General features: G+C 41.4%; 13 protein-coding genes. 9 read left to right on the forward strand and 4 right to left on the reverse strand.

Annotation, left to right across the window (positions count from 1 at the left end; all coding sequences use genetic code 11):
• Nucleotides 1-168 precede the first annotated feature (168 nt).
• From abhA to ade, 5 genes are all read left to right on the forward strand, one after another.
• Complete coding sequence (gene abhA, locus C6Y06_RS07805; protein WP_034662686.1) at nt 169-447, forward strand: transcriptional regulator AbhA; 279 nt, start codon at nt 169-171, stop codon at nt 445-447.
• Between the two features lie 144 nt (nt 448-591).
• Nucleotides 592-1,902 carry an ATP-binding protein gene (locus C6Y06_RS07810; protein WP_034662683.1) on the forward strand — a complete coding sequence of 437 codons (1,311 nt, stop codon included), beginning with the start codon at nt 592-594 and terminating at the stop codon, nt 1,900-1,902.
• A 4-nt stretch (nt 1,903-1,906) separates the two neighbouring features.
• Nucleotides 1,907-2,743 (forward strand): gamma-glutamylcyclotransferase family protein, encoded by an 837-nt coding sequence (locus tag C6Y06_RS07815; RefSeq protein ID WP_106036814.1) that lies wholly within the window; start codon nt 1,907-1,909, stop codon nt 2,741-2,743.
• Between the two features lie 37 nt (nt 2,744-2,780).
• Complete coding sequence (locus C6Y06_RS07820) at nt 2,781-3,449, forward strand: potassium channel family protein (RefSeq protein WP_034662681.1); 669 nt, start codon at nt 2,781-2,783, stop codon at nt 3,447-3,449.
• A gap of 262 nt (nt 3,450-3,711) precedes the next feature.
• On the forward strand, nt 3,712-5,442 hold the full coding sequence (gene ade / locus C6Y06_RS07825; protein ID WP_106036754.1) for an adenine deaminase: 1,731 nt from the start codon (nt 3,712-3,714) through the stop codon (nt 5,440-5,442).
• Between the two features lie 104 nt (nt 5,443-5,546).
• On the opposite strand, the gene rnjA is transcribed toward ade, so the two are convergent.
• Both rnjA and C6Y06_RS07835 read right to left on the reverse strand, forming a co-directional pair.
• Nucleotides 5,547-7,214, reverse strand: a complete 1,668-nt coding sequence (rnjA, locus tag C6Y06_RS07830; RefSeq protein WP_012009818.1) for a ribonuclease J1 — start codon at nt 7,212-7,214, stop codon at nt 5,547-5,549.
• Between the two features lie 5 nt (nt 7,215-7,219).
• The gene (locus C6Y06_RS07835) at nt 7,220-7,429 is read right to left on the reverse strand and encodes a DNA-dependent RNA polymerase subunit epsilon (RefSeq protein WP_003211882.1); all 210 of its coding nucleotides are present in this window, start codon (nt 7,427-7,429) and stop codon (nt 7,220-7,222) included.
• Between the two features lie 395 nt (nt 7,430-7,824).
• On the opposite strand from C6Y06_RS07835, the gene C6Y06_RS07840 reads away from it, so the two are divergent.
• Nucleotides 7,825-8,604 carry a Cof-type HAD-IIB family hydrolase gene (locus C6Y06_RS07840; RefSeq protein WP_034662673.1) on the forward strand — a complete coding sequence of 260 codons (780 nt, stop codon included), beginning with the start codon at nt 7,825-7,827 and terminating at the stop codon, nt 8,602-8,604.
• 39 nt (nt 8,605-8,643) lie between these two features.
• Here the strand turns inward: C6Y06_RS07840 and def are convergent, their stop codons facing one another.
• Together def and C6Y06_RS07850 are read right to left on the reverse strand one after the other, a co-directional pair.
• Nucleotides 8,644-9,201, reverse strand: coding sequence for a peptide deformylase (gene def, locus C6Y06_RS07845; protein ID WP_034662672.1), 558 nt, complete (start codon nt 9,199-9,201; stop codon nt 8,644-8,646).
• A gap of 112 nt (nt 9,202-9,313) precedes the next feature.
• Nucleotides 9,314-9,502, reverse strand: a complete 189-nt coding sequence (locus tag C6Y06_RS07850; protein ID WP_034663866.1) for a YjcZ family sporulation protein — start codon at nt 9,500-9,502, stop codon at nt 9,314-9,316.
• Between the two features lie 234 nt (nt 9,503-9,736).
• On the opposite strand from C6Y06_RS07850, the gene C6Y06_RS07855 reads away from it, so the two are divergent.
• From C6Y06_RS07855 to pdhB, 3 genes are all read left to right on the forward strand, one after another.
• Nucleotides 9,737-10,405, forward strand: coding sequence for a YkyA family protein (locus C6Y06_RS07855; protein ID WP_066030955.1), 669 nt, complete (start codon nt 9,737-9,739; stop codon nt 10,403-10,405).
• A 411-nt stretch (nt 10,406-10,816) separates the two neighbouring features.
• Nucleotides 10,817-11,932 (forward strand): pyruvate dehydrogenase (acetyl-transferring) E1 component subunit alpha, encoded by a 1,116-nt coding sequence (gene pdhA, locus C6Y06_RS07860; protein ID WP_060596162.1) that lies wholly within the window; start codon nt 10,817-10,819, stop codon nt 11,930-11,932.
• Nucleotides 11,933-11,935: 3 nt separating this feature from the next.
• Nucleotides 11,936-12,913 carry a pyruvate dehydrogenase complex E1 component subunit beta gene (gene pdhB, locus C6Y06_RS07865; RefSeq protein WP_012009824.1) on the forward strand — a complete coding sequence of 326 codons (978 nt, stop codon included), beginning with the start codon at nt 11,936-11,938 and terminating at the stop codon, nt 12,911-12,913.
• The last annotated feature ends 33 nt before the right edge of the window (nt 12,914-12,946 follow it).

Here is a 12,946-nt window from a genome sequence, read left to right on the forward strand (position 1 = left end):
AAATTCAAGTATCATTTTGACAATCACAATAAATTTTCCCTTTGTTTTTTCTTTTATGAAAAAAATTTTTATAGAGGAGAAACCTTTTGAGAATCTCTTACGTCTACGATATATCAATTGGTGCAAAACAGATTGATCTTGAGCTAATGAAAGAAAGAGGGAACGAAATTGAAATCTATCGGAGTCGTAAGAAAAGTAGACGAACTAGGGCGTATTGTGATGCCAATCGAATTAAGAAGAGCACTTGATATTGCTATTAAAGACAGTATGGAATTTTTTATAGATGGGGAGAAAATCGTCTTGAAAAAATACCAGCCAGAGGGCGTTTGCCTCATGACTGGTGAGATTACATCGGAGAACCATGATTATGGAAATGGTCAAATTACATTAAGCGCTGAAGGCGCAGAACTACTGTTAAAAGAGCTGCAAGAAGCTCTTCAGCAGTAATTAAAATAGCCTGCTCTCTTCCTTTGTGCTGAGAACAGGCTATTTTTTTCTGAAAAAGTTCCTTAAAAATGCCCCATCACCCTCAAAAAATAAGTGGAAAATGGTACAATTGACAAAGAATCTCAGGGCGGCAGGTGGAATCATTTGAACAAAACATATCAAGTGCGGATCGTGTTATCTGTTCTTGCATTTATTTTAATCTTAAGCTGGGATTTCTTTTATTATCTAGGCGGCTATCAAATTAATTGGCCGCTCGATCTAGCCTTTACAGTCTTGGTTTTAACAGGGATCTGGGTTGTCTCAGGCTATGTAGACCGCTTAAATCTACTTGTGTCAGACTTAAATAAGAGAGAAAAAGAAGCACACGAACTGACAGAGCGGCTGAATCGAATCACAGATAACTTGCAAGAAATCGTCTTTGAAACAAACGAGAAAGGTGAAATTATTTTCTTAAATCAAGCATGGACACAAATGACAGGCTATGACATAGATGAATGTCTAGGCACCATGTACAATCAGTACTTTGATCAAGAGGAGCGCGTGGTCCAGCATTTGTTATCTGTGATCAAGGAACATAAGGATGCGGGGCGGGTAGAACTGCAGCTTCTCCATAAAGAGGGAAAGAAGGTATGGGGAGACGTTCATTACAAGCTCTATTTTGATGAGCATCACCAGTTTACCGGAGGGATTGGGACGGTTGCTGATATTACGAAACAAAAGCAGGCAAAGCTTGAGCTTGAAAGATCCAATCAGCAATTGCAAATGCAGGCGCAAAAGCTGGCTGTTGCTGGACAAATAGCTGCTGGGATCGCCCATGAAGTCAGAAATCCACTGACATCAGTAAATGGCTTTTTGCAGCTGATGAAGACACAATATCCTGAAAGAACCGATTATTTTGACATTATCTTTTCCGAAATTAAACGGATTGATTTTGTTTTAAGTGAGCTGCTTGTATTGGCTAAGCCTCAAGCGGTCCATTTTCAAGAAGTCCAGCTTCATGAGCTCCTAGAACAGGTGATTACCTTATTAAAAACAAATGCAGTTCTTTCAAATATTGATCTCAAACAGCCATTTAAAAAGCAGGATGCCGGTGCTATCCTAGCAGACGCTAATCAAATGAAGCAGCTGTTCATTAATTTAATTAAAAATGCTATTGAGGCAATGCCTGAAGGTGGCAGCATATACATATCTACAGAAAAAGTATTGAATGAATGGAAGATTACCATTCAAGATGAAGGAAAAGGGATGTCTGAAGAGGATATTCAAAAAATATATGATCCTTTCTTTTCCACGAAAAAAGAAGGGACAGGGCTTGGTTTGACCATCTGTGCGACGATTTTAAAAGATCATCACGGAAGAATGGACGTATCCAGTGAGCTTGGAAAAGGCGCAGCTTTTCAAATCTATTTGCCTGTGTGTCAAAAAAGCAGGCAGCAGCAAGTTGAGAGGACGTGATGTCATGACGATGAAAGCTTTATTTGTATATGGGACGCTATTGCTGCATGAAGAGCACCACGAAGCGTACATGAAGGAAAGCAGGCTTTTAGCTAAATCAGCTTGGATGAGTGGAAGGATCTATGATACAGGTCAAGGATACCCAGCGTGCGTTCCCGCAGGAAAAGGCACTGTATACGGGGAATTGTACGAGGTGACCGCTGATGCGTTGAATAAGATAGACGTACTAGAGGAAGGGTATGACAAGCAGGAAATTAATGTCATGACGGATCAAGGTCAGGTAGAGGCCATGACATACACTTTGCCAGAGCAGAAGACATCAGCTCTGAAAGAAATAAAGAGAGGGTGCTGGAAAGCTTATAGACTGTGGCAGCAGAAGCCGTCATCCTTCTATTATTTTGCCTATGGCTCCTGTATGGACGATGCTAGATTTAAGCTGGCAGAAGTCGATCATCACTTCAAACAAATCATCGGCGGCGGTGTACTAAACGGTTTTACCACGAGATTTACATTGGTGAGGCCTGATGGATCAAGGGCTGATATGGTAGAAGACGGCGGCGAAACAGAGGGTGTTTTATATGAGGTTCCTTTTGATGTCATTCGTTATTTGTATAAACGAGAAGGAGTATATGAGGGCACATATCGTCCGGCTTATGTCGATGTCAAAATAGGTGATCAAATTTATGAGGACTGTTTAACCTTTCTTGTGCTTCAAAAGAGCGAAGAAATCGCTCCGCCAGCTCATTATCGCAGTGAAATCGAAAAAGGAGCAGACCTCTACTTAAGTGAAGCGTTCCGCAAAAAAATTCGTTCGCATATGGATTCATTAATCAAACCGTAGTAAAATACATGATAAGTGAAATAAAAGGAGTCTGAACATGAAAAAGGAATATGCAGTCATTGGTCTTGGACGCTTTGGCGGAAGTATTTGCAAGGCGCTGAGCGAAGAAGGACTTGAAGTCATGGCCATGGATATGAATGAAGATCGAGTGAACGAATACGCGAAAATTGCCTCACACGCGGTCATTGGCGATTCGACCGACGAATCCGTTTTAAAAAATCTTGGTATTCGTAATTTTGATCATGTCATCGTTGCAATTGGCGAAAACATTCAGGCAAGTATTTTAACAACGATTATGCTGAAAGAGCTTGGCGTCAAAATGGTCACCGTGAAAGCGCAAAATGACTACCATGAAAAGGTGCTCAACAAAATTGGAGCGGATCGCATCGTTCATCCAGAGCGAGATATGGGCAGACGGATTGCACATAAAATTATTTCAAATAACGTGCTCGATTACCTCGAGCTGTCAGATGAGTACAGCCTGATTGAGATTGTTGCAAACAACAGGCTTGCGGGGCATTCTCTTTTAGATCTTGATATTCGGGCAAGATACGGCATCAACATTGTGGCGATTAAGCGCGGAAAAGAAGTCATCGTTTCCCCTCTGGCAGATGAAATGATTCAAAAAGAAGATATCCTCATTGTCATAGGGGCAGTAGCCGATATAGGACGCTTTGAAAAACGAGAAATGCAGAACGATTATTAAACACTCCGATGACGGGGTGTTTTTTTATATGAATGTGTACATGACAGGTGGACATTGAGAAGGAAATAGACACTGAAAAGGGTTGCTTTGTTCATGTATAACCTCAAAAATGAGTCATCATATTTTTCTTGCAATTATCACTATTCAGAAATAAAAAACAGTGTTTTGATATGGTTGATTTTCTCTAAATGTCATTGACTGGGCAAACAGATTCGTTTACGATAAGAAACATTATATTGTTTACTTGGAGGAGGCAGTGTCGTTGGATAAGGAGCTTTTCAGACATCAAATTGAGGTAGCAGCAAAGAGAAAAAAAGCAGCCCTCGTGATTAAACATGCGAAAGTCATGGATGTGTTTAACCAGGAATGGATAGACGCTGATGTCGCTGTTGAAAATGGACAAATAGTCGGGTTAGGGGAGTACGAGGGAGAACAGGAGCTGGATGCAGCAGGTCAAATGCTTGTACCTGGTTTTATTGATGGCCACGTTCATATCGAGTCTTCTATGGTTACCCCTGCTGAATTCTCCAAAGCTGTCGTTCCGCGCGGTGTGACAACTGTCGTAACAGACCCGCATGAAATCGCCAATGTGTCAGGTATAACAGGCATCCGTTTTATGCTTGAAGAAGCGAGAAAAGCTGCCTTACATATTTATTTCATGCTGCCATCCTGTGTACCGGCAGTCAGTTTTGAACGATCAGGTGCTACATTAAAAGCGAAAGATTTAAAGCCCCTTTATCAAGAGAAGGAAGTGCTTGGTCTTGCTGAGGTGATGGACTATGTCGGTGTGGAGCAGGCAGAAGAAGATATGCTTCAAAAGCTGCTTGATGCTCAAAACGAGAATAAACTGATTGATGGCCATCTAGCAGGCTTAACAGACCGATTAATAAACGTTTACCGCACGGCCAATGTCCAAACAGACCATGAGGTGACAACAGCACAGGAAGCCCTTGAACGTGTAAAACGAGGCATGTATGTCATGCTGAGAGAGGGATCTGTTGCCAAAAACGTGAAAAACGTTTTACCTGCTGTGAATGAGAAGAATGCGAGACGTTTTTTCTTTTGTACAGATGATAAACATTTAGATGATTTAATGGCGCAGGGAAGTATTGATGAGCAAGTACGGATGTCCATAAAAGCAGGCTTAGATCCATTTTTAGCCTATCAAATGGGAAGCTTAAATGCCGCAGAGTGTTTTGGTCTTAAAACAAAGGGAGCCATTGCACCAGGCTATGATGCTGATTTTATGCTCGTCTCAGACCTTCATCATGTAGACATCTCAAGCGTATTTATTGCGGGAGAATTGGTTGCGCAGCATGGAGTGTACAAACCGAGTGTCGAAAAGATCGCACCGAGCTCAGCATTATTACAATCTGTTCATGCAGTAGACGTTCAAGAGCAAGATATTGCACTGCCTATCACAGACGATCAAAAAATGAATGTCATCCGTATTATTCCGAATCAGCTTGAAACAAAATTAGAACAAGTCACTCCTTCAGAAACGAACGGACAATTTACAAGTGATACAGACAGAGATGTATTAAAAATGGTGCTTGTCGAACGTCATCAAGGTTTATCTGAAATGGGGGTAGGGATTGTCAGCGGCTTCGGCATCAAACAGGGTGCGATTGCAACAACGGTTGCACATGATTCACATAACTTAATTGCAGTTGGCACAAATGATGCCGATATTATTAAAGCGATTGAGGCGTTAAAAGAAGCAGGCGGCGGTTTGACCGTTGTCAAAGAAGGCCAGTCTCTTCATACGCTGCCATTACCGATCTCCGGTTTATTGTCAGATCAGCCGGTACATCTCGTCAATGAAAGCCTCCATGAACTCCATGAAGCACTAAAAGAAACTGGTTTTTCCTTAGACTTTAATCCGTTTTTGACGCTGTCCTTCTTGGCACTTCCAGTCATTCCTGATGTGAAAATGACGACAAAGGGCTTGTTTGATGTCAGAAGCTTTCAGCACCTCCCAATTCAATCATAAAAGAATGAGAAACTGCATGTATACCTTGTATTATATGTGCGGTTTTTTTCAATGCTTGATGAAAAAAAGAGACACAGCCAGTCGGCTCGTGTCTCTTTTTGTTATTACACTTCCATAATAATCGGTAAGATCATTGGGCGGCGTCTTGTTTTTTCATAAAGGAAAGGTGCAAGTGTGTCCGTAATTTCGTTCTTAATTTCCGACCACTGAGTTGTCTTACGTTCCATTACTTTTTCAAGATGCTTTGAAATCAAATCTTGTGCGTCGTTGATGAGGTCTCCAGATTCTCTCATGTAGACAAAGCCTCTTGAGATGAGATCAGGACCAGCAGAGATTTTGAATTCTTTCATGTCCATGCTGACGACCACAATGACAAGACCTTCTTCTGAAAGAATGCGGCGGTCTCTTAAGACGATATTCCCGATATCGCCAATTCCGCTTCCGTCGATATACACGTTACCTGATGGAATTTTGCCAGCGACACTTGCTTCGTCACCTTTTAGTGCAAGAACTTCACCGTTATCCATGATAAAGCAGTTTTCCTCAGGAATTCCGCAATCATTCGCAAGTTTAATATGCGTTTTTTGCATGCGGTATTCACCGTGAATCGGCATAAAGAATTTGGGTTTAATTAAACGGAGCATCAGCTTTTGTTCTTCTTGTCCGCCGTGACCAGATGTATGAATATTATTGAGTGAGCCATGAATGACCTCAGCGCCAGCACGATAAAGCTGGTTAATGGTGCGGCTTACACTAATATTGTTACCCGGAATCGGTGAAGATGAGAAGACAACAGTGTCTCCAGGATTAATCGAAATCTGGCGGTGAGTGCCGTTTGCAATACGTGAAAGAGCAGCCATCGGTTCACCTTGGCTCCCAGTACAAAGAATGGTCACTTTGTTTGCTGGTAGACGGTTGATTTCATTATGTTCAATAAACGTGTTTTTCGGACATTTAATGTAGCCAAGATCTTGTCCAATATCAATGGCAGACTCCATACTGCGTCCAAACACAGCAACTTTTCGGCCGTTGGCAACAGCGGACTCAATGACTTGCTGAAGTCTGTGAATGTTTGAAGCAAACGTAGCAAAGATGATACGTCCGTCGACTTTTCTAAAGATGTCATCAATGCTTTCGCCTACGCGTCTTTCAGACATCGTAAATTCTGGAATTTCACTGTTTGTACTATCGGATAAAAGACATAGAACGCCTTCTTTCCCGATTTCAGCCATTTTTGTTAAGTTGGCAGGCTCGCCAACAGGCGTAAAGTCAAACTTGAAATCACCTGTATGTACGATGTTACCAGGAGGTGTCTTCACGACAATTCCATAAGAATCTGGAATACTGTGTGTTGTTCTAAAGAAAGACACAGCTGTTTTTCTAAATTTAATGGTATCTTCTTCTTCAAAAATGTGAAGTTTTGTTTGTCTCAAGAGACCGTGCTCTTCCAATTTATTACGAAGTAGGCCGATTGCGAGTTTGCCGCCGTAAACTGGAATATTCACTTGCTTGAGAAGGTAAGGGATACCGCCGATGTGGTCTTCATGTCCGTGAGTGATGAAAAGACCTTTGATTTTATCTTCGTTTTTAACTAAGTACGTATAGTCAGGGATGACGTAGTCAATTCCAAGAAGCTCATCTTCAGGGAACTTAATACCAGCATCAATTAAAATGATTTCATCTTGAAATTGAACGCCATACGTGTTTTTACCGATCTCGCCTAAACCGCCGAGCGCAAAAACTGCCGCCTGATCGTTTTTAACAAATTTCATTCCTCTCATAGCTCCAATACTTTAAAATTTTCACTTTCTCGTTCATAGTCTAAAAAAGCACCGTCTACAGGCTGAATGAATTCAATGTTGTAGCTATGTTTTTTCAACTTATCGCGTACGTCTCTTTCAGAAACCGCTTCAACGTATAGTGAATCTGTGTGTTCTCTTACAGGTACCTCAGTAGTACTTGCCTGAAAAAATACCTTATATATCATCCAAATCTCTCCTTAAATACCGTATGTTACACTCGCTAATTCTATTATATTAAAAAAACGCGCATAAGAAAAGTCTCTGAGAAAAAAGGACCTTCGGCAAATGTGCGGAAGATCCTTTTAAGCAATCGATTTTTTACGAAGCATGTCCTTCCATTGTCTTCTAATTTTCTTGCGCAGACGACGAAGCATCACAGGTCGCCTCCTTTCGGTTTGAAGTCAGATTAGACCATGTATTCCGTTCTCTCTTTATACTTGTATTATATGACGATTCCATTGAATGTTACATGGTTATATGTGGGAAATAGGCGTTTTCATAGGAAGTGGTTTCGAAAGAGGGAATCTTTCTGTATGATGAAAGGGAGTGGGTATACATAACAAGAGACAGGAGACGGGATATGAATAAAAAAGTCATCTTCTTTGATATCGACGGTACTTTATATGATCATGATAAAAAAATACCTGAATCAACGAAGCGAGCGGTTCGCTTATTAAAAGAAAAAGGTCATCATCTCTTTATTGCATCTGGGCGTTCGCCTTTTTTGATTCAGCCTATTTTAGAGGAATTAGGGCTTGACTCCTTTATTGCTTATAACGGTCAGTATGTCATGTATGAGGGAGAGGTCATTTACGGCAATCCGCTGAAACTGGAGCTGATGGAGCAAATTTATGAAACGGCGGATCGTCATGATCATCCGCTTGTTTTTATGGGGGAAAAAACGATGAAGGCTTCTGTGCCAAATCATCCGTTTATCCATGAGGGGATTGGGACTTTAAAAACAGAGCATCCTGAGCATGATTTGTCTTACTTTAAAGAAAACGAGATTTTTCAAATGCTGTTATTCTGTAAGGCAGAAGAGGAAGTCCAATACGAGGCGTTCCGCGAAGAAATTGATCTTGTCAGATGGCACGAGCTGTCAACAGATGTCCTGCCAAAAGGCGGGTCGAAGGCTGAAGGCATTAAACGAGTCATCGAAAGGCTGCCTTATGATCAAAAGGATACCGTTGCCTTTGGAGACGGTCTGAACGATCGAGAGATGATTTCATTTGCTGGAACTGGCGTTGCCATGGGTAATGCTGTGAATGAATTAAAAGATTTGGCTGATTTTGTGACAAAGCCAGTAGATGAAGACGGCATATTCCATGCAGTGACTCATCTAGGCCTCATTGAAGAGTAAAAAAAGAAGACCCTTAGGCTAATGGGTCTTCTTTTTATTTTATGATCTGCCGATCGCAACAGAGTTGTCTGGCTCAGCGAAGGGCTGATCCTTTTGAATATGATCATAAAACATAATGCCGTTTAAATGGTCGATTTCATGCTGAAAAACAATGGCCGGGAACCCTTTTAGGCGAATATCAATGTCTTCTCCTTCAAGCGTTGTGGCCTTCACCCTGATCTTTTGATATCGAGGGACAAATCCAGGAATGGCTTCATCAACAGATAAGCAGCCTTCACCAGTTGCTAAATAAGCTCTTTTGACCGAGTGACTGACAATGCGCGGGTTGAAAAGGGCATAGCTGTATTCCTCTCCATCTTCGTCCTCACAGTGAACAGCGATCATCCGTTTACTGATATTAATTTGCGGAGCTGCTAGTCCAACGCCGGGTCTGAGTCCATACTTTTCAGCCATGTCAGCATCCTGACTATTTTTGACGAATTCAATCATGTCAGCTAATTGCTGTTTTTCCTCTTCTGTCGGCGGGAGCTCGACCGCTTCAGCTGTTTGTCTTAATACGGGATGTCCGTCCCGTACGATATCTTCCATGGTAATCACAAATCTTCACTCCTATTTCCTTTGTATGTAAAGTATATAAAATGATACACAACATATGCAATGAAATAAAGAAGACCGGTCCTATGAGACCGGTCAGAGGCTTAAACAGCCATTAGCAGCAGCCGCCACCGCCGCCTAAGAATGCTGCGCCAACGATGATTAATAGGATGAAAAGGACAACGATTAAAGCGAATGTCCGTCCTCCGCCGTATCCGTAGCCACCGCCATAACTTGGGTAACAACAGCCACCGCCATATCCACCACCGTATCCATACCCGTGACCGCCGTATCCACCATACATACTTCCATGACTATAATTAGACATACTTTTGACCTCCTTTGGAAATACACTCGGCCTCTCATAAGTGAAGGCGAAGCGTGTAATATAAACTATGTATGAATGCACTATTTGTATAGTCATGCGCCTATCACTTGAAAAAAATCTTCTCCGGCTCATCAGGATGACCTCTTTCCTTGTCACAAGCGCCTATAAAAATTATAGTGGTATGTGGAGATGTAAAGGGGGAACCTTGTGATGAGACAGATGAGAAGAAGCATGAAAGCATGTGCTGCTTTAGCGGGGATATGTACCCTTTTGCTGGCGGGATGCGGAGGTCAAAGTCCATTTCATGACATGCAAGATGCGATGACGAAAATGAGCGAAAAAGAGGCATCCTTTGAAAAAGAGCAAGGTACACTGCAAAGCTATGAGAAAAAAGAGCAGCAGCTCTATACAAAAATGATTCAAACCACAAAAGATCATACAAAAACAGTGTCAAGCCTTTCTGATCAGGCGTTAGCATCTGCAGCGAAACGAAAAGAACATTTAAAAACAGAAAAAGACAGCATGGATGAATCGAAAAAAGAATTGAAAACGGTAAAGGAATCTGCCGGACGTATAAAAGATACGGATTTAAAAGAAAAAGCAGATGAAACGGTCAAATCGCTTGAGAAAAGATATGCGTCGTATGACCAGCTTTACAAGGAATATCAAAAGGCGCTGAAACAAGATCAGCATTTGTATCAATCTTTAAAGAAGAAGGACTTGGGATATGAAGAGTTGAAATCCAAGCTGAAGACGGTGAACCGTTCTTATAGCAAAGTCAGAAAAGAAGGTAAGAAGTTCAATCAATATACAAAGCAATTGAATGAGCATAAACAGGCTTTGTCTAAAGCGGCAGATCAAGAATCCCAAAAGAGCTGAAAAAAACAGCTCTTTTTTTATTTTTCGACAAAAACAAACATTTTCTATTGTAGTACAGTAGTACAATCTATACTAGTACAGTTCGAGGTGTTTGTTAAACAGATTGATACAGCTCACTATAAAAAGTAAAGCGAATACATTTATTTAAATAAAGCCGTTAAATCAATTGACGGACTATTTTTCTTGTTGTAAACTAGTCCTTGTTAACAGAAGTTGTATTAGTTTTTTGTGAACTATCGTTAATACAGTTAGAAGAACTCAAAAACGAGCGATCATCTAATGTTTCGACAACGATCCTAGTGGCTATTAAATACAGGAGTCATATGAGTATTTTGGGTTATCCTATATCTGTATGTATAAATGGATTCACGACAAATTGACTGTTAAAAGAAAGGAAGAGGTGACTTTAGAATGGCTGCAAAAACAAAAAAAGCAATTGTTGATAGCAAAAAGCAATTTGATGCCATCAAAAAGCAGTTTGAAACGTTTCAAATTTTAAACGAAAAAGGCGAAGTCGTAAACGAAGCGGCAATGCCGGATCTCTCAGATGACCAATTAAAAGAATTAATGCGCCGTATGGTGTTTACACGTGTATTAGATCAACGTTCAATTTCATTGAACCGTCAAGGACGTCTTGGCTTCTATGCGCCTACAGCTGGACAAGAGGCTTCTCAGCTTGCAACTCACTTTGCACTTGAGAAAGAAGATTTCATTCTTCCAGGATATCGTGATGTACCACAATTAATCTGGCATGGCCTTCCATTAACAAAAGCTTTCTTGTTCTCTCGTGGACACTTTGTTGGTAACCAAATGCCTGAAGATGTGAATGCACTTTCTCCACAAATCATTATCGGTGCACAAATCATTCAAGCTGCTGGTGTAGCTCTTGGTTTGAAAAAGCGCGGTAAAAATGCTGTTGCAATCACTTACACTGGTGATGGCGGAGCTTCACAAGGTGATTTCTACGAAGGTATCAACTTTGCAGGGGCTTACAAAGCGCCAGCGATTTTTGTTGTCCAAAACAACAGATATGCAATCTCTACACCTGTTGAAAAGCAATCTGCTGCACAAACAATTGCACAAAAAGCAGCTGCAGCTGGTATCGTAGGCGTACAAGTTGACGGTATGGATGCATTAGCTGTATATGCAGCAACTGCTGAAGCTCGTGAGCGTGCTGTAAATGGCGAAGGTCCAACATTAATCGAAACTCTTACATTCCGTTACGGTCCACATACAATGGCTGGTGACGATCCAACAAGATATCGTACAAAAGAAGATGAAAATGAGTGGGAGCAAAAAGATCCATTGGTACGCTACCGCAGATTCTTGGAAAACAAAGGCCTATGGTCTGAAGAAGAAGAGAATAAAGTCATCGAAGATGCAAAAGAACAAATCAAACAAGCGATCAAAGAAGCTGACGAACAGCCTAAGCAAAAAGTCACTGACTTGATTGAAAACATGTACGATGTGAAACCATTCAACTTAGTTGAACAGCTTGAAATTTACAAACAGAAGGAGTCGAAGTAAGCCATGGCGCAAATGACAATGATTCAAGCGATCACTGATGCGTTACGCACAGAACTGAAAAATGACGAAAACGTTCTCGTTTTCGGAGAAGACGTTGGTAAAAACGGCGGCGTATTCCGTGCGACTGAAGGATTGCAAAAAGAGTTTGGTGAGGATCGTGTATTCGATACTCCACTTGCTGAATCTGGTATTGGCGGTCTTGCAATTGGCCTTGGACTACAAGAATTCCGCCCAGTAATGGAAATTCAATTCTTCGGATTCGTTTACGAAGTATTAGATTCTGTTTCTGGACAAATGGCTCGTATGCGTTACCGTTCTGGCGGACGCTGGCATTCTCCAGTGACAATCCGTTCTCCATTCGGTGGAGGGGTTCATACTCCTGAGCTTCATGCTGACAGCTTAGAAGGTCTTATCGCACAACAGCCTGGTATCAAGGTTGTCATTCCTTCAACACCTTACGATGCAAAAGGACTATTAATTTCTGCAATCCGCGACAACGATCCGGTTGTGTTCCTTGAGCATATGAAACTTTATCGCTCTTTCCGTCAGGAAGTTCCTGAAGAAGAGTACACAATTGAAATCGGTAAAGCTGACGTGAAACGTGAAGGTTCTGACCTTTCAATCATCACTTATGGTGCAATGGTTCACGAATCACTTAAAGCTGCTGAAGAACTTGAAAAAGAAGGCGTTTCTGCTGAAGTGATCGACCTTCGTACAGTAAGCCCGCTTGATATTGAAACAATCATCGCTTCTGTTGAAAAAACAGGTCGTGCGATCGTTGTTCAAGAAGCACAAAAACAAGCTGGTATTGCTGCAAACGTAGTAGCTGAAATCAATGACAGAGCAATCCTTAGCCTAGAAGCACCAGTACTTCGTGTAGCTGCACCTGATACTGTATTTGCTTTCTCTCAAGCTGAGAGCGTATGGCTTCCAAACCATAAAGACGTGCTTGAAACAGCTAAGAAAGTTCTTGAATTTTAATTAAATGACAGAGGGGAAAAGAATTTATTTCTC

The organism is Bacillus sp. MZGC1, assembly GCF_002998605.1.
GTDB lineage: Bacteria > Bacillota > Bacilli > Bacillales > Bacillaceae > Bacillus.

What these genes read in the sequence shown, in the direction of transcription:
- C6Y06_RS07855 (WP_066030955.1), top strand. Translation starts at nt 9,737, where the DNA reads ATGAGACAGATGAGAAGAAGCATGAAAGCATGTGCTGCTTTAGCGGGG.
- C6Y06_RS07840 (WP_034662673.1), top strand. Translation starts at nt 7,825, where the DNA reads ATGAATAAAAAAGTCATCTTCTTTGATATCGACGGTACTTTATATGAT.
- rnjA (WP_012009818.1), bottom strand. Translation starts at nt 7,214, where the DNA reads ATGAAATTTGTTAAAAACGATCAGGCGGCAGTTTTTGCGCTCGGCGGT.
- C6Y06_RS07850 (WP_034663866.1), bottom strand. Translation starts at nt 9,502, where the DNA reads ATGTATGGTGGATACGGCGGTCACGGGTATGGATACGGTGGTGGATAT.
- C6Y06_RS07815 (WP_106036814.1), top strand. Translation starts at nt 1,907, where the DNA reads ATGACGATGAAAGCTTTATTTGTATATGGGACGCTATTGCTGCATGAA.
- pdhA (WP_060596162.1), top strand. Translation starts at nt 10,817, where the DNA reads ATGGCTGCAAAAACAAAAAAAGCAATTGTTGATAGCAAAAAGCAATTT.
- C6Y06_RS07820 (WP_034662681.1), top strand. Translation starts at nt 2,781, where the DNA reads ATGAAAAAGGAATATGCAGTCATTGGTCTTGGACGCTTTGGCGGAAGT.
- pdhB (WP_012009824.1), top strand. Translation starts at nt 11,936, where the DNA reads ATGGCGCAAATGACAATGATTCAAGCGATCACTGATGCGTTACGCACA.
- C6Y06_RS07835 (WP_003211882.1), bottom strand. Translation starts at nt 7,429, where the DNA reads ATGATATATAAGGTATTTTTTCAGGCAAGTACTACTGAGGTACCTGTA.